At 48.1% G+C, this 20606-nt stretch carries 18 protein-coding genes; 12 read left to right on the top strand and 6 right to left on the bottom strand.

Going from position 1 to position 20606, the window contains the following annotated elements; translation table 11 throughout:
* Positions 1-19 precede the first annotated feature (19 nt).
* From QUA77_RS06665 to QUA77_RS06645, 5 genes are all read left to right on the top strand, one after another.
* Entirely contained in the window at positions 20-535 is a 516-nt protein-coding gene (locus QUA77_RS06665) for an isoprenylcysteine carboxylmethyltransferase family protein (RefSeq protein WP_333039711.1), read from the top strand.
* 50 nt (positions 536-585) lie between these two features.
* Complete coding sequence (locus QUA77_RS06660) at positions 586-2022, top strand: hypothetical protein (RefSeq protein WP_333449630.1); 1437 nt, start codon at positions 586-588, stop codon at positions 2020-2022.
* A gap of 410 nt (positions 2023-2432) precedes the next feature.
* Complete coding sequence (locus QUA77_RS06655; protein WP_333039714.1) at positions 2433-4019, top strand: chloride channel protein; 1587 nt, start codon at positions 2433-2435, stop codon at positions 4017-4019.
* 158 nt (positions 4020-4177) lie between these two features.
* Complete coding sequence (locus tag QUA77_RS06650) at positions 4178-4657, top strand: J domain-containing protein (protein WP_333039716.1); 480 nt, start codon at positions 4178-4180, stop codon at positions 4655-4657.
* A gap of 90 nt (positions 4658-4747) precedes the next feature.
* Positions 4748-5020, top strand: a complete 273-nt coding sequence (locus tag QUA77_RS06645; protein ID WP_333039717.1) for a DUF3143 domain-containing protein — start codon at positions 4748-4750, stop codon at positions 5018-5020.
* Between the two features lie 46 nt (positions 5021-5066).
* On the opposite strand, the gene QUA77_RS06640 is transcribed toward QUA77_RS06645, so the two are convergent.
* The 4 genes from QUA77_RS06640 to lysA form a co-directional block, all read right to left on the bottom strand.
* The gene (locus tag QUA77_RS06640; RefSeq protein WP_333184719.1) at positions 5067-5249 is read right to left on the bottom strand and encodes a hypothetical protein; all 183 of its coding nucleotides are present in this window, start codon (positions 5247-5249) and stop codon (positions 5067-5069) included.
* 87 nt (positions 5250-5336) lie between these two features.
* Positions 5337-6083 carry an isoprenyl transferase gene (locus tag QUA77_RS06635; RefSeq protein WP_015176364.1) on the bottom strand — a complete coding sequence of 249 codons (747 nt, stop codon included), beginning with the start codon at positions 6081-6083 and terminating at the stop codon, positions 5337-5339.
* A 20-nt stretch (positions 6084-6103) separates the two neighbouring features.
* Positions 6104-6997 carry a diadenylate cyclase CdaA gene (gene cdaA / locus QUA77_RS06630; protein WP_333062910.1) on the bottom strand — a complete coding sequence of 298 codons (894 nt, stop codon included), beginning with the start codon at positions 6995-6997 and terminating at the stop codon, positions 6104-6106.
* A 230-nt stretch (positions 6998-7227) separates the two neighbouring features.
* Entirely contained in the window at positions 7228-8646 is a 1419-nt protein-coding gene (lysA, locus tag QUA77_RS06625) for a diaminopimelate decarboxylase (protein ID WP_333449629.1), read from the bottom strand.
* Between the two features lie 185 nt (positions 8647-8831).
* Here lysA and rimI point away from each other — a divergent pair, with 185 nt between their 5' ends.
* The 4 genes from rimI to QUA77_RS06605 all read left to right on the top strand — a co-directional run bounded on the left by rimI (position 8832) and on the right by QUA77_RS06605 (position 14270).
* Complete coding sequence (gene rimI, locus QUA77_RS06620; RefSeq protein ID WP_333449628.1) at positions 8832-9509, top strand: ribosomal protein S18-alanine N-acetyltransferase; 678 nt, start codon at positions 8832-8834, stop codon at positions 9507-9509.
* A gap of 743 nt (positions 9510-10252) precedes the next feature.
* Positions 10253-12730, top strand: a complete 2478-nt coding sequence (locus QUA77_RS06615) for an ATP-dependent Clp protease ATP-binding subunit (RefSeq protein WP_006632591.1) — start codon at positions 10253-10255, stop codon at positions 12728-12730.
* Positions 12731-13128: 398 nt separating this feature from the next.
* Positions 13129-13722, top strand: a complete 594-nt coding sequence (gene lepB / locus QUA77_RS06610) for a signal peptidase I (protein WP_333449627.1) — start codon at positions 13129-13131, stop codon at positions 13720-13722.
* A gap of 224 nt (positions 13723-13946) precedes the next feature.
* On the top strand, positions 13947-14270 hold the full coding sequence (locus QUA77_RS06605; RefSeq protein WP_006632589.1) for a DUF1825 family protein: 324 nt from the start codon (positions 13947-13949) through the stop codon (positions 14268-14270).
* 149 nt (positions 14271-14419) lie between these two features.
* On the opposite strand, the gene QUA77_RS06600 is transcribed toward QUA77_RS06605, so the two are convergent.
* Positions 14420-16339, bottom strand: coding sequence for a transglycosylase domain-containing protein (locus QUA77_RS06600; RefSeq protein ID WP_333449626.1), 1920 nt, complete (start codon positions 16337-16339; stop codon positions 14420-14422).
* A 310-nt stretch (positions 16340-16649) separates the two neighbouring features.
* Here QUA77_RS06600 and tyrS point away from each other — a divergent pair, with 310 nt between their 5' ends.
* From tyrS to QUA77_RS06585, 3 genes are read left to right on the top strand one after another with little or no spacing between them, the layout of a single operon-like run.
* Positions 16650-17882, top strand: a complete 1233-nt coding sequence (gene tyrS / locus QUA77_RS06595) for a tyrosine--tRNA ligase (protein ID WP_333039774.1) — start codon at positions 16650-16652, stop codon at positions 17880-17882.
* A gap of 42 nt (positions 17883-17924) precedes the next feature.
* Positions 17925-18635 carry an orotidine-5'-phosphate decarboxylase gene (gene pyrF / locus QUA77_RS06590; protein WP_333449625.1) on the top strand — a complete coding sequence of 237 codons (711 nt, stop codon included), beginning with the start codon at positions 17925-17927 and terminating at the stop codon, positions 18633-18635.
* A 37-nt stretch (positions 18636-18672) separates the two neighbouring features.
* Complete coding sequence (locus QUA77_RS06585) at positions 18673-19269, top strand: hypothetical protein (protein WP_333449624.1); 597 nt, start codon at positions 18673-18675, stop codon at positions 19267-19269.
* A 433-nt stretch (positions 19270-19702) separates the two neighbouring features.
* On the opposite strand, the gene QUA77_RS06580 is transcribed toward QUA77_RS06585, so the two are convergent.
* The gene (locus QUA77_RS06580; RefSeq protein ID WP_333082147.1) at positions 19703-20149 is read right to left on the bottom strand and encodes a hypothetical protein; all 447 of its coding nucleotides are present in this window, start codon (positions 20147-20149) and stop codon (positions 19703-19705) included.
* Positions 20150-20606 lie beyond the last annotated feature (457 nt).

Genomic DNA, 20606 nt, shown 5'->3' with positions numbered 1-20606 from the left:
CTTCCTTCTTCCTCTTACTATGAAAATATTAACTGACTGGGGCTTCACGCGCGAGGGCTGGCGCAATAACAGCCGCGGCGAATATTTAGTCCTGCTTCAAGGAGGATTGCTCACAGGATTTGTAATCTTACCAGTTTATCAACTGCCAGGATTAAAAATTCAATCAACTCAATTACTTGCTCTTACCTGGATTGTAGCAACTCTTCTCGGCTTAAGCGCCTTAATTTTAATCATCAAAGCATTGATAGACTTAGGAAAAAATCTCACACCTTTACCGTATCCCCGAGAAAACGGAGAATTAGTCCAAACAGGCATTTACGGAATAGTGCGGCATCCATTATACAGTGGTTTAATTTTAGCCGCTCTCGGGTGGACACTTTTTCAAATGAGCATATCCCATTTAATAGCCAGCGCAATATTAATAATATTTTTCGACATCAAAGCCAGCCGCGAAGAAGCCTGGTTAACCGCAAAATATCCAGACTATTCAGAATACAGCCAGCGAGTCAAAAAACTAATTCCCGGAATCTATTAACAGATCCCCTCTGCATCTGCGTTAATCTGCTTCAATCTGCGGTTAAAAAAATGAATTATAACAAAAACCTACAACTTAAACTGCTAGCATTAACACTATTTTTATGCTTATCACAACAATTAACGGCGTGCAGCTTTCTCACAAAACCCTTTCAGCTTCCCGCCTCAGCCAAACAAGAACCCTGGCCAATTCAAACAGGCCTCCGAGCAGCCATTGTCCGCGACAACATACCAACAGTCAACCGCGTTGTTTTAGTACCAGACGAAGCCACATTCTTAGCAGCAATCCAAAAATGGAATCTCAAAGGAAACTGGCCTATTCTCATCGAAGACAAAAAATATGCGCCCCTCTTTTTGCAGCGCTTTCAACCCGAAGAAATAGTCCGTTTGCCAAGCATCAAACAGCAACTGCCAAAAAATCAAAAACTCCAGCAATTAATGCTGAACGCAGCAGCAGCAGCCTGGAATGCCACCGATACTCAAACCTTAAAGGCCAAATGGACTAAACTCGGCTGGGAACCCCCAGGAGTAGTAATCACATCAGAAAACGACCCGGCACGTTCTGCAGCAGTTGCCTTAGCAGCCGCTCACGGTCAACCTTTAGTCTTTCTAGAAGGCAACTTCGGAAAACCCAACGATACCCTCAATAACACACAGTGGAAAACTCTGCAACTAGCAGTGACAAAAGCCGTCGAATCAACCGGATATTTTTACTCTCAACTCGCAGACCCGATCGACACAATCACTATTGTACGCCAACTAGCAGTCAAATATCAATCTCCTGAAAAACCAGACGAACAACTAGCCGTTACCGACGGTTTGGGACGACACCCCAACGGCGAACGCTGGGCGGCTGCAGGCTGGATTTACGGTTCCGAGGTACGATCGATCTATCAAGCCATGTGTGCCATATTTCTAGACAGCCAAACAGCCATGCTTTATGACAGTTACCCCAAGGAAGGAAATTGGGGAAAATATGAAATGGAGGAAGCAGCTAGCGGACTAAAAACCATAGGTTTGAATGTTGAATTAGTGCAGAAACCAGAATCGAGCCTGGAAAAGTGGCGGAGTTTAGCCTCAAAACCGTGGACATTTGACTTAATATTAATGAATTCCAAAGGCTATCCAAAATCATTCCAAGTCGGCAACGGCGACGCTTCAGTTGAAGACCTACCAAAACTTCAATTTCCCGCAGCAATCCACATGATCCACAGTTGGTCAGCAGCAGCGCCAGATGACAAAAACACCGTGGCCGGGAGGTGGCTAGAAAATGGTGCTTACGCATATATTGGCAGCGTGAACGAACCTTTTTTATCGGCATTTATCCCACCTAAATTAATGGTCGATCGCCTGAAGCGAGGAGCACCCTTTTTAATCGCAGCACGCCAGCTAGAATCCCCTCCCTGGAAAGTCGCCACCATCGGCGATCCGCTAATGTCGATCGCCAAACCCCGACCAAGAATCCCGCCCAGTCAACAACCGATGTGATAGTATGCGCGAGTAAGGGATTTAAAATTGGAGATTTGAGATTTGTGGTTCTAGATTTGTGGTTGTAAGGTAAAATCTCCAATCGCCAATTCTTTAATTTGAAAGTTGTTTTTTACTGATTTATATGATATTGCGAGTTCACTGATCCGATCGGCCTAACCACCTCCACGGTAAATATAGTTAGTTAGCATTATCGCCAGAGTATATCTAAGTTTGAATGTAACTGAGCATACAATCACGCCAAATCCGCCGCTCCTCAGAATCAGTCATTCCACCCCAGCAGCCAGCCCCAAAAATTTACCCTAAATTACGCCTTAATTAAGTTGTCAATTCCCCTAAAATCACTCAAAATGAAAATAAGAAATAAATTGTAATATTATATAACTTCTCACCGAAGAATTAACCGCTAAATGAGAGCCATCCCTCCTGTGGATCTGCCGCCACCCGGGCCAACCGCAGCAACTCCCCAAGCCTCCCGACTAAGTCCGCTATTCAACCGCCTGCACCCGAGCCCTGAAACCCTCCTGCTCATCCTCTCCCTAGTCATCGGGGGAGTTACGGGTGCAGGCGTCGTCACCTTTCACTACCTAATCCACTTCATCCACAGCTTGATGCTGGAAGACTTCATGGGGGCGATCGCGTCGAAAGGCTCTTGGACGCTAGCCTGCATTCCCACCCTCGGCGGAGTCATCATCGGGCTGATGCGGTGGCGATTTCGCGACTTTGGCCCGAATATGTCTTCCTTAATTGCCGCCACCCGCGGCCTGCAAGAACTCTCCCCCCTCAAACCCATCACCAAAATGGTGGCAGCCTCAGTTTCCCTCGGCACCGGCGCCTCCCTTGGCCCGGAAGCCCCCAGCGTCGAAATCGGCGCCAACTTCGGAATGCTGCTGGCTCAAGTTTTACAGCTATCCCCAGAACGGCAGCGCTTGCTCCTCGGCGCTGGAGCAGCAGCAGGTTTATCTGCCGGGTTCAACTCTCCCATCGCCGGAGTCTTCTTTGCTTTAGAAGTCGTGCTCGGCAGCACCTTCGCTACTTCGTCAGTCAGCGTAGTCTTGCTCTCCGCCGTAGTTTCCGCGCTCATCGCTCAAATCTGCTTGGGAGCTCAGCCTGCCTTTTCTTTGCCAGTCTACGATGTCCGCAGCCCCCTAGAATTGCCTCTGTACATGGGATTGGGACTTTTAGCTAGCGGAGTGTCTCTAGCCTACACAGAAGCAATTCAATTGGCCGATCGCTGTTTTCAAGGAAAAGTCCGAGGATTTGCTTGGCTCGGACGACTGCCCCGACCGCTTCACCCGATCATCGGCGGGGCCGGAGTCGGCTTAGTCGCCCTGCAATTGCCTCAAATTTTGGGTGTCGGCTACGAAACAGTCCAAGCAATGCTTCAAGATGTTAAATTTTCCTTGCCTTTGCTGCTGCTGCTGCTGTTTGTCAAACTGGCGATGACCGCAATCAGCCTCGGCAGCGGTTTAGTGGGCGGCATCTTCGCTCCGGCGATGTTTTTGGGAGCTTCCCTGGGTTCGGCTTACGGCCTCTTTTTGGAAATGCTGCCGGCAATGAGCGATCGAGTCGCCGGTCCTGCCGCCTACGCAATGGTGGGAATGGCCGCCGTCCTCGCCGGCAGCGCCAGAGCACCGCTGACAGCCATCCTGTTGATGTTTGAATTAACCCGCGATTATCGAATTGTCTTGCCTTTGATGGCAGCAGTCGGATTGAGCGTTTGGCTGGTAGAGTGGGTCAACCGCCGATCGACAGCCCACAGCCTCAACCTTCAGCAAATGGGCGTAGACGTGGCTCTCAATACACCGATCAAAGCCAGAGAACAGTTGCAGGATTGGGAAGATGTTCTGGGCGATCGCATCGTCACAGAACTGATTTCTTGCCAAATTCCCATTGAGGGCGAACACAGTATCGATCGACCAGCACCCACCGACGCCCCAGTCCTAGCCCTAGCCAACTCACAATCCTCAGAAAAAGTCAACCCCAATAAAGAATAAAAAACCGCGTGACAGCAGAAACAGACGAAGAACGGGAGAATTTAGAATTCTTCCCTCCTCCCTCTGCGTTCTCTGCGTCCTCTGCAGTTAATTCCTCTTCCTTCAGATTTCAGCTAAAATAACCAAATATTATTAACAATAGGCAGAGAGGGGCTTCGGTGGCAGGAAACGAGGCAACTGCAAAAAACAAAAGTCAAAAAATACCCGGAAAAACCCCCTTGGGCTCCACTCATTACAGCTTGTTAGGGCTGCATCCTTCCGCATCGCCGATCGAAATTCGGCGATCGTACCGGGAACTGAGCAAACTCTACCATCCCGATACCACCGAGCTGCCACCTGCAGTCGCCACCGCCAAATTTCAGCAGCTCAACAACGCCTACGCCACCCTCAGCAACCCAGAACGTCGCCTCGCCTACGACCTCAAAATAGGCTATTCTCGCGTGAACGTGATTCAGCCGCCGCCCAGTTTCAATACTCCGGTTTCGGGATCGGGCAAAAAAACTTCCAACTCCGCTTACCTAGACCCCACGGATCGACCTCTTTCCCCCGGAGAAATGTTCGCCCTGTTTATCATGGGAGCTAGCTTAATCGGATGTTTGTTACTGGCGATCGCGATCGGCTTAATTCGTGGCAATTAAAGCCTCAAATCCCAAATCTCCAATCTAAAATCGGAAATCCTCAATCCGAAATCCCCAATCTAAAATCTAAAATCTAAAATCTAAAATCGTATGACTCTTCCTTCCGCTGACACTCCTTTGTACAACCATCCACTCCCGGAAATCGAGCAGTGGCTAAAAAGCCGCGGCTGCCAGCAAGATCGGCGAGAACTCCACTGCTGGCAGATCGAGCAACTTACATGGAAAGCAGAACTCTCCCTCGATATCGACCAACTCACCGTCCGCTACATCGATGCTGGAGCCGACGGCCAAGACATTCAGCGAGCATTCAAATACTCCCTCTCACGTCAGGACATTGAAGCGGCCGTTTTCTCCGGCCCCTAATTAGATTTTAGATTTTAGATTTTAGATTTTAGATTTGTCCTCCAATCTAAAATCTAAAATCGTTATGTTGAGCAGGAGATGAGTGAAATTGGTATGAGATTTTAGATGGGGAATCCAGGTAAGAAGCATCAACCGTGCAAGCATTTACATGAGATTGCGATCGTCCCGCTCGCTGTATTGTGCTGTGCAGGACGATCGCACGTGGCGTAAAAACGTTTTTTACTTTCATGGAGATACTCGGTCACAATCGACACCTACTTAGAAACTGAAAAATCCACCAAAAAATCTAAAATCTAAAATCCAAAATCCAAAATCGTTAGACTTTGCCAAATCGGCGACTGCGCTTCTGATAATCAGACAAAGCGCGGTGAAACTCCGATCGATCAAAATCCGGCCACAGCGTCTCAGTAATGTAAATTTCCGAATAAGCCATTTGCCATAGTAGAAAATTGCTCAACCGCATTTCCCCACTCGTCCGGATCAGCAAATCCGGGTCACAAACATCAGCAGTATACAAATAGCGTTTAAATAAAACCTCATCAATCTCCTCCGGCTGCAACTTGCCCTCTTTCACCTGAGTGGCGATCGCCCGACAAGCTTGTACAATCTCCTGACGCCCCCCGTAATTCGTCGCCACCGTAAACAAAATCCCCTGATTGTGCTGAGTGGCCGTCACAGAACGCTCGATTTCCGCCTGCAAAGACTTCGGCAAAGCCTGCAAATTCCCCATAAATTGAATTTGCACGTCCTCGTCCACCATCTCCCGCAATTCTTGCCGCAGCTTACCCTCAAACAAACTCATTAAAAAATCCACCTCTCCAGCCGGCCGCCCCCAATTCTCCGTCGAAAAAGCATAGGCAGTTAAAGCTGGAATCCCCCAATCTTTGCAGCAGCGCAGCAGTTCCTTCAGAGTGCTAGCTCCTCGGCGGTGTCCCGCAATCCGCGGCAACCCCTTCTTCTTAGCCCAGCGCCCGTTCCCATCCATAATCACTGCTATGTGCTTAGGCAGTAGTTCTTGTTGCAGATCCTCCGGCAACTTTTCCAAGCAAATTCCTTGACTCATGGTTTCTCCCGATTACCCGACTAACGGCGCAGTATCCGTTTTAATAGCGTCACTCCCTTCAATCCTATCTGGCGTCCGAGATTGCCGATCGGAATTGGAGGCACAGCTCTTTCTCCCTCGGACGGAAACAGCTTTGCTTCCAGCAATTCCTTAAGTTTGTTGCTAGTCAAAGGTCGATTTAAACTTCCCATCTGGGCTAAAGAAATAGAACCCGTTTCCTCGGACACCACCACGCACACGCAAGCTTGCACCCGTTCCGTAATCCCCATTGCCGCCCGGTGGCGGGTTCCCAACTGCCGCGACGCAGTGCGATCGGACAAAGGCAAAATTACCCCCGCCGACACGATCCGCGAACCTCGAATCAAAACAGCTCCGTCATGCAGCAAAGTTTGCGGCTGAAAGATTGTCTGCAACAATTCTTTAGAAACTTCAGCATTTAGCTTTAGTCCCGGCACCGAAAAATCTCGATCGTCGATCGGAGAATCTGTTTCTATAATTAGTAAAGCGCCCGTGCGGTTTTGCGAAAGTTCTTTTACTGCGTCCACAATTTCATCTATTACGCTGTCCGGTTCGGGTTTTTGTCGGCGATCGCGTCCAAACAATTGCCGAAATTCCCCCCGACCCAATTGTTCCAGAAATCGGCGAAACTCCGACTGCAATATTACCGCCATTGCCACAGCAGAACCCGTCACCAAGCTGTTGAGGGCAACGTGCAACAGCCTCAATCCAGCCCAGTTGCTCACCGCCGCCGCCAGCATCAAAATAATAAATCCCCGTACCATCCACAGCGTTCTGCGCTCGCCAACAATGACGAGCACCAAATACGCAAGGGCAAAAACCAGTCCAATATCGATCCCTTGAATCAATAAGGACTGAACCAGGGCCAAGTCAAAGCCAGATTGTTGATTGTTCATGGTTCATCGAACGCTACCGCCTGTGAACCGCGAACCGTGATGCACTCGAACCCATGAACCATGAACAGTTGTTATAAGGAATATGCTGAAAATCCCCGTGTTTTTAGACCGGGGAGTGTCAATCCAATCGCGTGACTGAACAAGGCAAAAGTTAAAAGTGAAAAGGCAATCATCACTAAGTAAACATGGATTGTCTTTCTTTTAACTTTTAACTTTTAACTTCTAAGTTTTTACTTTTGAGCTCCGAGTCGTTCAGGAAGGCGGTCAAGCCTCAGCAAATCCTGGTAAGTTTCCCGCTGTATAATCGTGTTAACTTCCCCATTTCTAACTAAAACCGCTGCCGGTCGGGGCACTCGGTTGTAGTTAGAAGCCATGCTGTAATTGTATGCCCCTGTAGCCGGAACGGCGAGGACATCTCCTGCCTGACACTCTGGCAATTTGGCATCTTTAATCAGAACATCGCCTGATTCGCAGTGTTTCCCAGCAATTGTCACTGTTTCCGTTAAGGGAGCAGACATTTTGCCGGCTGCGAGGATTCGATAAACTGATTGATAGGTAATAGGACGCGGATTGTCCGACATCCCGCCATCGACAGCTATATACGTCCGCATTTCCGGAATGACTTTTTTAGAGCCAACGGTGTAAGCTGTAACGCAAGCTGTACCGACGAGCGATCGACCCGGTTCGCAAAGCAATTTAGGCAAGGGCAATTGCTGCCGCTCGCAAGCTGCTACAACTGCGGAGCAAATTGTACGAGCCCAATCTTCAATGCTAGGAGGATCGTCCGCTTCAGTATAGCGAATGCCCAACCCACCGCCAATATTAATTTCTGTTGCTGGCAAACCATAACTTTGTGCTTTAGTCAAGGCCTGAATTATGACTTCAGCTAAATCGTCATGGGGTTGCAGTTCAAAAATCTGAGAGCCGATGTGAGCGTGCACTCCGACGCAAAATAACGACGGCTGTTGGCTGATGAAGGTAAATACTCGATCGAGCGAGTTGGGATCGAAGCCAAATTTACTGTCGATTTGACCCGTCTGAATGTACTCGTGGGTGTGACACTCAATTCCAGGAGTAAACCGCACCATAACTCGTGTCGGTCCACCTGTGAGGCTGCTGACACCCAATTTTCCCAACTCTGCTAAAGTCTCTAAATCCCGCCAATTGTCGGCAACGGTAATGCAGCCGTTTTCGACAGCTAGCTGTAGTTCCTCGCGAGACTTGTTGTTACCGTGGAAGTAGATTTTGTCGGGGTTGACGCCGGCTTGCAGTGCAGTGTGGATTTCTCCGGCGGATACGACATCTATGCCTAAGCCTTCGGAAGCTGCGATCGCGCAAACTGCCAAACAACTCCAAGCTTTAGAAGCATAGAGCACTTGAGATTCGCCCGGATAGTAACGCTTAAAAGCATCCCGGTACTGGGTGCAAGCCGCGCGCAGCGTTTCTTCGTCTAAAATATACAACGGCGAGCCAAATTGCTCCACCAAAGCTGTCACCTCGCAGCCTCCGATTTCCAACCGATCGCTGCTGTTAACACTGGCTGTCAGCGGTAACAGTTCTTGATTGGGCGATCGATTCTGCAGGGTCGGCTTCGACTCAGACAGATACTTAAGTCCCGATTCGACCCCGAAAGATTGAGTTGATACCATCGCGCAATAACTATCCTAGGTTATTAGTCAGCAGTCATTAATCAGCAGTCAGCAGTCGGCAGTCATTAATCAGCAGTCATTGGTCGTTGGCAGTAGACTAATGTCTGGAGACTTGTGAGTTATGACTCAAAACTAGCAACAAACAGCTAATCGCTACTGTGTTTTCCAGTGTACAATTTACAGCCGTGCGTTTTCTACAAATTAAACATCTCACCGCCGAACACCTCAAAAGTGCAGTCGAACTCGATCGCCTCTGTTTTGGCGGACTGTGGACTTTAGAAGGCTATGGGCGCGAGTTAGGCAGTCCTAACAGCGATTTACTGGGTTTGTGGGCATCGGAAACCGAGGTCGGCGCGTCAGAAGGATTCGACAGCGAACTCGAGTCGATCGAGCCGAACAGCATTCTCAACTCAAAATCGCTCAGTATTGAGAATTCCTCGCCACCAACTCCCAACTCAAAACTTACCCCAACCCTGATCGGTTTGGGTTGCCTGTGGGCAATTTTAGAAGAAGCTCATATTACAATTTTGGCAATTCATCCTAGCTTTCAAGGTCAGGGTTTAGGACAAGCTCTGCTTTGGGATTTACTAAAAAAGGCTCACTATAGACAATTAGAACGGGCAACCTTAGAAGTACGGGAATCTAATTTAGCAGCAGTTTCTCTTTACCAAAAATTTGGATTTAAAGAGGCCGGACGGCGGAAACGATACTACGAAGATACCGGAGAAGATGCTCTGGTAATGTGGCGCAGCGGCATAGAAAAACCAGAATTTAAGCAATATTTGGCGGTTGAGAAAGTGCAAATTTGCGCTCGGCTGCATCAGAAAAGCTGGCATTTGGCGATCGATAGTTTTGAGTTTTAAATGTAATTTATTGAGTCTTTAACTTGCATTGACCAATAATGGGTTACTCAATATAAATTTAGTTCAAAATCCTCATAGGCAATCAACTTCAGCATGGGAAGAAACCTCTGCCTGCATGATCATACTTACCGCTTTGCTTCGCGCTCGTTTGAACCGTGCTGAGTATAGTCTGAGCCAAACCCCTCGGACTGTAGTAAGACTCACTAATTGATCAGGAGCGATCGCACAACTGAACAACAGGAACAATACCCAAATCTTCAACGAATCGGGGGCAAAATTTTAGATAAAGAAAGCCCAGCTCGCTCTCGCCCTCCCAAACCAACAGATTCTTGAGATGGACAACAGCTTAAGGGTGAGTTTAGGGGATCGATCGTGAATCTAACTAATAAGTTTTGTACAAAACCTGGCCTGTCACTTGGAGAAATATCCATTTTGCGCCTGCATGACAGCCAAAAAGATTATGCTAGAATCCATCAATACGCAGTCGTAGGTTGGGCACGGGCCGAGAAGAGCAATCTTCTTGCAGTCTAGGGGAGGTTGTAGGTCAGCCACCATTTGGGTCTTCCCAGTTGAAAGCCACCCTGCAACATGAGCCTGGAATCTGCAACCGCAGCCGAGTGCGGCAGATAGGTTGGGAGTGTCGCGCTAGAATAAGCAGTACGAGTTAACACTCGAACACAAACGCTCGTTGTGCGAGCGTGACCTCGAAACGGGCACATAGCAGCAGGTGATGGGAATAAATCATGTTTGAACGCTTCACAGAAAAAGCAATAAAAGTAATCATGTTGGCCCAGGAAGAAGCTCGCCGCCTGGGTCACAACTTCGTAGGGACAGAACAGATCCTCCTGGGTCTGATCGGTGAAGGAACCGGGGTTGCAGCAAAAGTCCTCAAATCAATGGGCGTCAACCTGAAAGACGCGCGCATTGAAGTGGAAAAAATCATCGGGCGCGGTTCCGGCTTCGTAGCAGTCGAAATTCCGTTCACCCCCCGCGCCAAGCGGGTTCTAGAACTATCCCTAGAAGAAGCTCGCCAACTCGGACACAACTACATCGGCACTGAACACCTGCTGCTGGGCCTGATCCGCGAAGGTGAAGGAGTAGCGGCCAGAGTCTTAGAAAACCTGGGAGTAGACTTGTCGAAAGTCCGCACCCAAGTGATTCGGATGCTGGGAGAAACCGCAGAAGTCGCAGCCACTGGCGGCGGCGCTCGCACCAAAACTCCAACTCTCGACGAATTTGGAGCCAACCTCACTCAAATGGCGGTCGATGGCAAACTAGACCCAGTAGTCGGACGCCAAAAAGAAATCGAACGGGTAATTCAAATCCTGGGTCGCCGCACCAAAAATAATCCGGTGCTGATTGGCGAACCGGGAGTTGGTAAAACTGCGATCGCCGAAGGCCTGGCCCAACGCATCGCTAACAACGACATCCCAGACATCCTCGAAGAAAAGCGCGTCGTTACCCTCGACATCGGCTTGCTGGTTGCCGGGACGAAATACCGGGGCGAATTTGAAGAACGCCTCAAAAAAATCATGGACGAAATCCGCACGGCGGGTAACGTGATTTTGGTGATTGACGAAGTGCACACTTTGATCGGTGCAGGTGCGGCTGAAGGGGCGATCGACGCCGCCAACATTCTCAAGCCGGCTTTGGCTAGAGGCGAGCTCCAGTGCATCGGTGCTACGACCCTCGACGAGTACCGCAAGCACATCGAGCGCGATGCAGCCCTAGAGCGGCGCTTCCAGCCCGTCATGGTCGGCGAACCCACCGTTGACGAGACGATCGAGATTCTCTTCGGTCTGCGAGAACGCTACGAACAGCACCACAAGCTGAAAATCTTGGATACAGCCCTCGAAGCGGCAGCCAAACTCTCTCACCGATACATCTCAGATCGCTTCCTCCCAGACAAAGCAATTGACTTGGTAGACGAAGCTGGTTCTAGAGTTCGCTTGATCAACTCCCAACTGCCCCCCGCAGCCAAAGAACTTGACAAAGAACTCCGCCAAGTCCTGAAAGATAAAGACGAAGCGGTGCGTTCTCAAGACTTTGACAAAGCCGGCGAATTGCGCGATCGAGAAATGACCATCAAAGCCGAAATTCGCGCTATTTCCCAAGCCAAAAAAACCGACTCGGCCCGCACCGGCGAAACCGACCCATCGCCAGTAGTCACCGAAGAAGATATCGCTCAAATCGTGGCAAGCTGGACGGGCGTCCCGGTCAACAAACTGACCGAATCCGAATCCGAAAAGCTGCTGCACATGGAAGATACCTTGCACCAGCGCTTGATCGGACAGGAAGAAGCAGTGAAAGCCGTTTCCCGCGCCATCCGCCGCGCTCGCGTCGGCTTGAAAAATCCCAATCGCCCGATCGCCAGTTTCATCTTCTCCGGGCCCACAGGCGTCGGCAAAACCGAACTCACCAAAGCCCTAGCCGGCTACTTCTTCGGTTCCGAAGACGCGATGATTCGGTTGGATATGTCGGAGTACATGGAACGGCACACCGTCTCCAAACTCATCGGTTCTCCTCCGGGCTACGTCGGCTACAACGAAGGCGGCCAACTCACAGAAGCAGTCCGCCGCCGTCCTTACACCGTCGTGCTGTTCGACGAAATCGAAAAAGCCCACCCCGATGTCTTCAATATGCTTTTGCAAATATTGGAAGACGGCCGCTTAACAGATGCCAAAGGTCGCACCGTGGACTTCAAAAACACGCTGCTGATCATGACCTCAAACATCGGTTCTAAGGTGATTGAAAAAGGCGGCGGCGGCCTCGGTTTCGAGTTCAGCGACAACCAAGCCGATGCTAATTACAACCGCATTCGTTCTTTGGTTAACGAAGAACTCAAAAACTACTTCCGCCCCGAATTCCTCAACCGACTCGACGAAATTATCGTCTTCCGCCAGTTGAACAAGGAAGAAGTCAAGGAAATCGCGGTCATCATGCTCAAAGAAGTGTTCGGTCGTTTGACAGAACAGGGAATCACCCTGGAAGTGACCGAAAAATTCAAAGAACGGCTGGTAGAAGAAGGCTACAACCCCAGCTACGGAGCCCGACCCCTGCGCCGCGCCATCATGCGCTTGCTGGAAGACAGCTTGGCTGAGGAAATCCTTTCTGGCCGCATCAAAGACGGTGACACCGCTGTTGTGGATGTGGGCGAGGACGGAATTGTTAAGGTGCTGCAAGGTCAAAAGCGGGAATTGCTGCCCCAAGGCGCTGAGTAAGTTTGAGTAAGTGCGATCGCGAGTTAAGTTTGGAAATAACCAATCTCGTAATCGCAAACAACTCAAAATCCTCAAATAAAAAAGGTAGAGAATTTAAATTCTCTGCCTTTTTTATGAGTTAATATCAAGAGGAGAGTTATGGCATAAATCTTTGATTGATAGGGAAACCGCAGATGCAACGCAGATGCTTTTCAAGATTGTTTGCGAATGCCTGCACTTCACGTCTAGTAATTAACAGCGACATACTTCAATGGTAAGCTGGACAGCATTTAAATTGTATATTTTGGGCGGGTTCGCGTGCCCAGCTCGCTCATGGTTGGATTATTTCTTGAGATGCAATTTAAATGCTGAGCGAGCTTAATCAGATAATTAGTGGCAACTATATAGCGAGGACTTTCATGACATCTGAAAAAAAGAATTTGGGTACACAAGTAGCAGAAAATCCGCCTGAAAGCTGGTGGCAGAAAGCGTGGAAGTCGCAGCGAGAAAATCTTCAGATAGTGATTATTGCTTTGAGTTTAGCAATAGTGATTCGAGCCTTGGTCGCCGAACCGCGCTACATACCCTCAGATTCTATGGTACCCACTTTGCACGTGGGCGATCGGGTCGTCGTCGAAAAAATCTCTTACTACCTCGAACCTCCCAAAACTGGCGACATCGTAGTATTTGCCCCGCCCGAAAAGTTGCAAGAACAAGGCTTTACCCAAGACCAAGCATTCATCAAGCGGGTAATTGGCTTGCCGGGTCAAACCGTCGCCGTTAAAAAAGGTTTAGTTTATCTCAACGATAAACCCCTCGACGAAAAATATATTGCCGAACCCCCTAAATACCAGTGGGGGCCTTATCGCGTCCCAGAAAATGAATACTTTGTGATGGGAGACAACCGCAACAACAGCAACGACTCCAGCAGGTGGGGATTTTTACCTAAGCAGAATATCATCGGCCGCGCTGTAGTGCGGTTTTGGCCTCTAGAACGCATCGGGGAAGTTTAAAGTCAGTTGACTGTTGACAGTTGACTGTTGACAGTTGACTGTTGTCATCGCAAGCCCAATGCCCAATCCCCCATTCCCATGCCTTATCCTGTACGGAAATTTCTACTTATTGTTGCGCCTTAAGGGGTAGGGACTTCCTCCGGCAACTGATAAAATAGTAGAAAAAGCAGCGGGATTTCTCGCCTAGATCAAAATTAGTAGAATATTAAAAAATTAGGAAAGCTATGGGATTTTTTGATTCAGAAATTGTTCAGCAAGAAGCCAAGCTGTTGTTTGAAGACTATCAATCTCTCATCAAACTAGGTGGCAATTACGGCAAATTCGATCGCGAAGGCAAGAAAATGTTCATCGCTCAGATGGAATCGATGATGGAGCGCTACCGTATTTTTATGAAGCGCTTTGAGCTGTCTGAGGACTTCATGGCTCAGATGACTGTAGAGCAGTTAAAAACACAGCTCAATCAATTTGGTATCACGCCCCAGCAGATGTTTGAGCAAATGAACTCAACGCTGGAGCGGATGAAATCTGAGCTGGAAAAACAATCCTAGGGAGCAGAAGGAAGAAGGAAGTTCGGCAACGGATTGTGTAACGGATGTAACGGATGTAACGGATGTCAGGAAGAAGGAAGAAGGAAGATAAAACAACTAAGGGGTAATTTTCAACTACTGCCTACTCCCTACTGCCTACTCACTGATAATTAAGGCCGCTCAAAAGATGAAGCGGGTTTGAAATTTTCTGCGGGAACTCCCTCCAAAGCTTGGCTCATAAAATCGCGCCAAACAGGGGCGACAATAGTACCGCCAGTAGCACCGTAGCTCATCGGTCTGTAATTGTCGTTGCCCATCCAAACAGCCACCGACAACTGCGGCACGTAACCCACAAACCAGATATCCCGTTCTGAGGAAGTTGTACCAGTTTTCCCAGCAGCCGGTCGCCCAAGCTGAGCAGCCCTTGCCGTTCCGCTGCTAATTACCCCTTGTAGAGCGCTATTGACAGATGCCGCAGCCCAGGAATTAAGAACTAATTTGGGTTTTGGCGTATTGTCGAGCAAGACGTTGCCACTGCTGTCAGTGACTTGCACGATAAATGTGGTGTCAGAATGCCAGCCGTTGTTCGCAAAGGTAGCAAAAGCTCCGGCCATTTCTAAAGGAGTGAGGTCAACGGCACCCAAGGGCAAAGAAATCACCGGTTCCATCGGACTTCTGATGCCTAGCACGCGGCAAATCTCAATCACTTTATTCAATCCGACTTCTTGGCCCAGCTTGACGGCGGGAATGTTGAGAGATACTTCCAAAGCTCTGCGGATGCTGACGGCACCGGAGAAGCCGCCACCGTAGTTTTGAGGGTAGTAGTAGCCGTCGCCGTCGCGGTAGCCGACAGGGGAGTCATAGACAACTGAATCCGGGCCGTATTTGCCGCTAGCAAAGGCAGCGTAGTAGATAAAAGGCTTAAAAGAAGATCCGGGCTGGCGGCGTGCTTGAATGGCGCGGTTGAACTGACTTTTTTCGTAATCGACGCCGCCAACCATGGCTTTGACGAAGTGGGTGCGGGGATCGACGGCGGCTAGGGCAATTTGACCTTCCTCGCGATCGTAAAACAGCCCTTGGTAGTAAAGCCGATTGTGCCACGCTTTCACGGTTTCTTCGGCTATGCGCTGCATTTTGAGGTCGATCGTGGTTTGAACGCGCATTCCTCCCTTAACCACGGCATCTCGCCCGAAACGCCTTGTTAGTTCCTGGACTACGGCTTGTGTTACGTAAGGAACTTGAGATCCCCCAAAAGAGGTAATTTTGCCTAGCTTAATTTTTTCCTGGCGGGCAGCAGTCTCTTGGGCCGGCGTAATCCATTTAAGATCCTTCATGCGGCCTAAAACGAGGGTTTGCCGCTCTTTTGCCAACTTGTAATTGACGAAAGGACTGTATTCTTCGGGGGCAGAAATTAAGCCTGCCAGCATCGCTGCTTCCGAAAGAGTCAAATTACTTGCTGATTTGTTGAAATAGCTTCGAGAGGCTGTCTCTACGCCGTACAAGTTGTGCCCTAAGTAGATTTGATTCAGGTATAGTTGCAGAATTTGGTCTTTGTTGAGAATTTGCTCCAAGCGGATAGACATTACCGCTTCAGCTACCTTGCGACTAAATTTTGACTGGGGAGATAGAAACAGGTTCTTGACTAGCTGCATAGTCATAGTGGAGCCGCCTTCAACGGTTCTACCTTTCTCTAGGTTGACTATGAGAGCTCGGGCTATCCCGCCGGGGTTGATGCCTTTGTGGGTGAAGAAGTTGCTATCTTCGATCGCCAGAACAGCTCGTTTCAGGTTCGGGGAGATTTGGTCAAGGGGTACGACATCCCGGTTGGCTTCGTCGTGAATGCTGGCTAGCGGCTTGCCGTTGATGTCGTAAATGTGGGTAGTTTCTGTGGGAGAGTAGGTTTGCAAGATCCGAACATCTGGCAAATTGCGGAAGCTGATCGCTAAGCCAACCAGTCCACCAGCGACTACGGAACTGGCAAGCATTGTCATGCTGAGTATGGTTCCGGCGGTCACTTTACTGACTGACTGAACAAACTCGAATACGGGGGCTGAGTTTTCCGTGTTATTGCGGACTGCGTTGGTTGACACGTGGATTTCACTTCCTCACTCGATTTGGGGTTTAAGACTTTTAATTTTAGATGCGAAACCTAGAGACTGTCAGTCGATTTTAGATGTTAGATTTTAGATTTTAGATTGATTCCACAGATGAATCTGGGAGTTTGAACAAGAGTCTAAAATTTGGGGATCTCCACGACTGTTGTCGGGGGCTGGTATCCGTTTTTGGGCGGGGTCAGCTAATGAAAGCCGGTCAGCTTTGGGATTATAGTAGCTTGATAGTTATGTTTTTATGCGTCAACCAGTGAGTGTAACTAATTCTGCTGCACTTTGGCAAAATAATATGATGGACGATCGCTCCCCGATGATAACTCCTAACCTTTCAGCGCTTTACCGCGGCGTCAGCGAGATTTTTCCTGATCGACCTGATTCTAGCAACCCTGACGAAAATCTGGCCCAATTTATGGCAAAAGTCGATCGACCTTTGCGCGTCAAACTCGGAATTGACGCCACAGGGGCGGACATTCACTTGGGACACAGCATTTGCTTCCGCAAGCTGCGGGCTTTTCAAGATGCTGGTCACACAGCGGTACTGGTCATCGGAGATTTTACCGCAAGAATTGGCGATCCCACAGGTAAGTCGGAGATGCGTAGCCAGTTGACGGCAGAACAAGTGGCGGAAAATGCCAAAACTTATTTAGACCAAGTGCGTCCGATTCTAGATTTTGACACGCCCGGACGTTTGGAAATTCGCTATAACTCCGAGTGGTTGTCAAAATTGGACATGGCGAAGATTTTGGAACTGCTAGGCACGATGACGGTGCAGCAGATGCTCGCTAAAGAGGGATTTGATAACAGGATGCAGCAGGAGAATGCGATTTATCTGCATGAGTTTCTGTACCCACTAATGCAGGGTTACGATTCGGTGGCTTTGGAAGCTGATGTTGAGTTGGGGGGAAGTGACCAAAAGTTTAATATTGCGGTGGGGAGAGATTTGCAGCGGCATTTTGGGATGAAACCGCAGTTTGGTTTGCTGATGCCGATTTTGATCGGGACTGACGGGGTGCAGAAGATGTCGAAGTCTTTGAACAATTATGTGGGTTTGTCGGAAGACCCGCTGACGATGTATTCTAAGTTGGAGAAAATTGCTGATAGTTCGATCGCCCAGTATTTTGAACTATTGACAGATTTGCCACTTGATGAATTGCCAGAAAATCCGCGAGAAAAACAGAAACTTTTGGCTGTGGATGTGGTGCGCCAGTATCGCGGTTCGGAAGCGGCGGATCGCGCACAACAAGATGCAATGGCGCTGGTTAAAGGTGCTGCTGGACAAGCTGATGCAGTGCCCGAGTTTTCTTTGGCAAATGTCCAGTTTCCGGCTAAGTTGTTTTATATTCTGAGTGCTAGCGGGCTTTGTAAAAGCAGCGGCGATGCGCGGAAGTTGATGCAGGGCGGCGGGGTGAAGTTGGAGGGCGATCGAGTTTCTGATGTTAATATTGCTTTTGAATCACCTGCTGATTTATGCGGTAAGGTTTTGCAGGTTGGGAAGAATAAGTTTGTGCGATTGGTGTCTTGAATCTCTTTTTTAACCGCAGATGAATACTGAAGATGAACGCTGATGAACGCTGATAATCGAATTATTGTTGCTTTGGATGTTTCCAGTCAAGAAGAGGCGATCGCACTTCTGGACAAACTGCCTGATGTATCTTTCTGGAAAGTCGGTTTGGAACTGTTTGTGAGTTCCGGGCCGGGGATTTTGGAAATTTTAAAACAGCGGGAAAAGCGGATTTTTCTCGATTTGAAGTTTCACGATATCCCGAATACTGTGGCTGGTGCTTGTCGGGCTGCTGCTAAGTATAAGGTGGATTTATTGACGATCCATTCTACTTGTGGTAAAGATGCTTTGAAAGCGGCACATTTGGCTTTGACTGAAGGGGCGGCGGCTGTGGATAAACCGACTCCTAAGTTGATTGCAATTACCCTGTTAACGAGTTTGAATTCGCGACAGTTGGCTTTTGAGTTGAAAATACCTTTGGAGTTGCCAGAATTTGCTTTGCACATGGCATTGTTGGCTAAGGAAACGGGTTTAGCTGGTGCTGTTTGTTCTCCGCAAGAGGTGGAACAGTTAAGAATGAGTTGCGGGGATGATTTTCTGTTAGTTTGTCCCGGTGTGCGTCCGAAATGGGCTGATGGGGGCGATCAAAAACGATCGATGACTCCGAAGGCTGCTTTGAAAGCTGGTGCGGATTATCTGGTGATTGGGCGGCCAATTACTGCTGCGCCCGATCCAGTGGCGGCTTTTACCCGTATTTGTGAAGAGTTGGAGTAACAATAGAAATGTTGTTTTTTACCGCAGATAAAAGCCGATGAACGCCAATAAAATTTTATCTGCGTTTATCTGTGTTTATCTGCTGATATCTGCGGTTGCAACTCCGACTTTGGCAGTTAATTGGGTGACAAATCATACTAACAGTATCAATGCAAGTCGGTATGGTTTGTTAGTGCGATCGCCCTGTCCCGCTGAGTTAGAAACTTTGGTCGAGCGCCTGTTGCAAGATTTGCCGAGTTATGCTAATCGCGTAATTGTGCGATCGCACTTTTCTCCTAATAAAAACACACCGCCCGGTTACGCGCTGCCGCAAATAATTTTAGCCGGCCGGCCGGAGTTTGAACCGTTACCTTTAAATTTTGAAGATGCACTTCCTGACAATGCTAGTCAAGTTTTTATTACTACATTAGAACGGCAGTATCGCGGCGGACAACGAGTTGAAATTCAGCAATATCATTGGTTGTTTTTAACTAAAACTGAGAAGGGGTGGGAATTAGTAAAAATTGTTTCTCGGTTTGGTAATGCGGCGAATATTCGTACTTTATTAAGTCAAGATAGTGCCAGCGAACTTGGTGAGGCTATTCGTTTGTGGTTGCGCGATTGTCATGCAAAAAATAAGTTGTCTCGCAACTAAATTGTATTTTTTGGGCGGGCGAGACGCCCACCCCACATGAAATAATTTTTATTGTGGAACAGGCATCTTGCCTGTTCCGGACAGAAAATAATTTTATTGTGGAACAGGCATCTTGCGGTTGGTTGTGGGTTGGGGTCTAATTAACAGTCTGGATTGGAGCGGCTTCATGTCTTTTGTTAGTTCTAACCCTTGGGTTGGAGTCCCAATGGTTGTAGGACTTATACCTGTGTCATTACTTTTACCTCTTTTTTTAATAACACCTTTTTTTATAATATCTAGTATAATGTCCGCTGTTAATAAATCACGAGGTGGAAATAGATAAGTTGGAAATTCCGAAGATGTTTGACCTTATAAATTAGGAAATACTCAATTCTCAATCAAAGGATAACCCGTCAAAAGTACATTGTGACCTAAGAATTTATCTTCATGGTGCTCAGTATTTCAGAGTTTCCTTGACTCCGAGTTTGCTTGGCTCAAAGATAGAGACCATTCGACAGAACTTATGGAATACTGTGTAATACTCTTCTCCCCTATCAAGATCGTGCCAAAATCTTTGGCTGTGCATTGCTTCTCTTGCATAATAGCCAAATGTGTACAGTGCAATTTCCTTTTTCATTATACCAGACATAATCATAAAGTAAATCTCTTCCAAAAAGCAGATAAATACCTCTTTTTCCTGTTTTGTGACTGATATGCTGCTAGAGCTATCATGCAAAAGCTCACAGACTTTCTGGATTGACTCGTTCTCATCGAATCTTTTGCTCATCTCATGAAACTTCTCATATCTACTTATCCTATTGAGTTCTACGAACTCAAGAATGCCTTTCACAAAAGCTAGGATTCCTATTAGTCCACCAATAGCTTCAATAAAGTTGTTCATGATTATATATCAAGTGGGAAGAGATGATAATTATTCCCTATTATACTGCAATACTCCGGACAGTTTTTGGAACGAGACTACAAGCTTACGCGGGGCAAGGATCATAAAAAAGTCGAATTCAATGTAAGTCAGGCGTGGATCTGACATTGATTTAATTATCCATAGTGGCTCAAAATCAAGCGAGCATAAGCCATTGGGCTATATAAAAACTGTCCCGACTATTGATACTGATGATCGGCAAAAAAGTCATGGTGGGGTTAACCAGTATTTATACTCATCGCAAAAATGACACGCTCCCCATCTTGCGGGCGAGACGCCCAACCCCTACTCCCCACAGAAAATAATTTTACTGTGGAACAGGCATCTTGCCTGTTCCTGACCATTGGTAACAAGTTAAGCTTGTATGGCAGTTGTCAAGGGGGTTTGAGAAGATGTCTCAAAGAAAAATTGGTTCTGA

Origin of the sequence: Microcoleus sp. K5-D4 (genome assembly GCF_036704575.1) — a bacterium.
In the GTDB taxonomy this organism is placed as follows: domain Bacteria; phylum Cyanobacteriota; class Cyanobacteriia; order Cyanobacteriales; family Microcoleaceae; genus Microcoleus.
This window is presented reverse-complemented; position numbering and strand designations above follow the sequence as displayed.

What these genes read in the sequence shown, in the direction of transcription:
- QUA77_RS06665 (WP_333039711.1), top strand. Translation starts at nt 20, where the DNA reads ATGAAAATATTAACTGACTGGGGCTTCACGCGCGAGGGCTGGCGCAAT.
- QUA77_RS06660 (WP_333449630.1), top strand. Translation starts at nt 586, where the DNA reads ATGAATTATAACAAAAACCTACAACTTAAACTGCTAGCATTAACACTA.
- QUA77_RS06655 (WP_333039714.1), top strand. Translation starts at nt 2,433, where the DNA reads ATGAGAGCCATCCCTCCTGTGGATCTGCCGCCACCCGGGCCAACCGCA.
- QUA77_RS06645 (WP_333039717.1), top strand. Translation starts at nt 4,748, where the DNA reads ATGACTCTTCCTTCCGCTGACACTCCTTTGTACAACCATCCACTCCCG.
- QUA77_RS06640 (WP_333184719.1), bottom strand. Translation starts at nt 5,249, where the DNA reads ATGAAAGTAAAAAACGTTTTTACGCCACGTGCGATCGTCCTGCACAGC.
- QUA77_RS06635 (WP_015176364.1), bottom strand. Translation starts at nt 6,083, where the DNA reads ATGAGTCAAGGAATTTGCTTGGAAAAGTTGCCGGAGGATCTGCAACAA.
- cdaA (WP_333062910.1), bottom strand. Translation starts at nt 6,997, where the DNA reads ATGAACAATCAACAATCTGGCTTTGACTTGGCCCTGGTTCAGTCCTTA.
- lysA (WP_333449629.1), bottom strand. Translation starts at nt 8,646, where the DNA reads ATGGTATCAACTCAATCTTTCGGGGTCGAATCGGGACTTAAGTATCTG.
- QUA77_RS06615 (WP_006632591.1), top strand. Translation starts at nt 10,253, where the DNA reads ATGTTTGAACGCTTCACAGAAAAAGCAATAAAAGTAATCATGTTGGCC.
- lepB (WP_333449627.1), top strand. Translation starts at nt 13,129, where the DNA reads ATGACATCTGAAAAAAAGAATTTGGGTACACAAGTAGCAGAAAATCCG.
- QUA77_RS06605 (WP_006632589.1), top strand. Translation starts at nt 13,947, where the DNA reads ATGGGATTTTTTGATTCAGAAATTGTTCAGCAAGAAGCCAAGCTGTTG.
- tyrS (WP_333039774.1), top strand. Translation starts at nt 16,650, where the DNA reads ATGATGGACGATCGCTCCCCGATGATAACTCCTAACCTTTCAGCGCTT.
- pyrF (WP_333449625.1), top strand. Translation starts at nt 17,925, where the DNA reads ATGAACGCTGATAATCGAATTATTGTTGCTTTGGATGTTTCCAGTCAA.
- QUA77_RS06585 (WP_333449624.1), top strand. Translation starts at nt 18,673, where the DNA reads ATGAACGCCAATAAAATTTTATCTGCGTTTATCTGTGTTTATCTGCTG.
- QUA77_RS06580 (WP_333082147.1), bottom strand. Translation starts at nt 20,149, where the DNA reads ATGAACAACTTTATTGAAGCTATTGGTGGACTAATAGGAATCCTAGCT.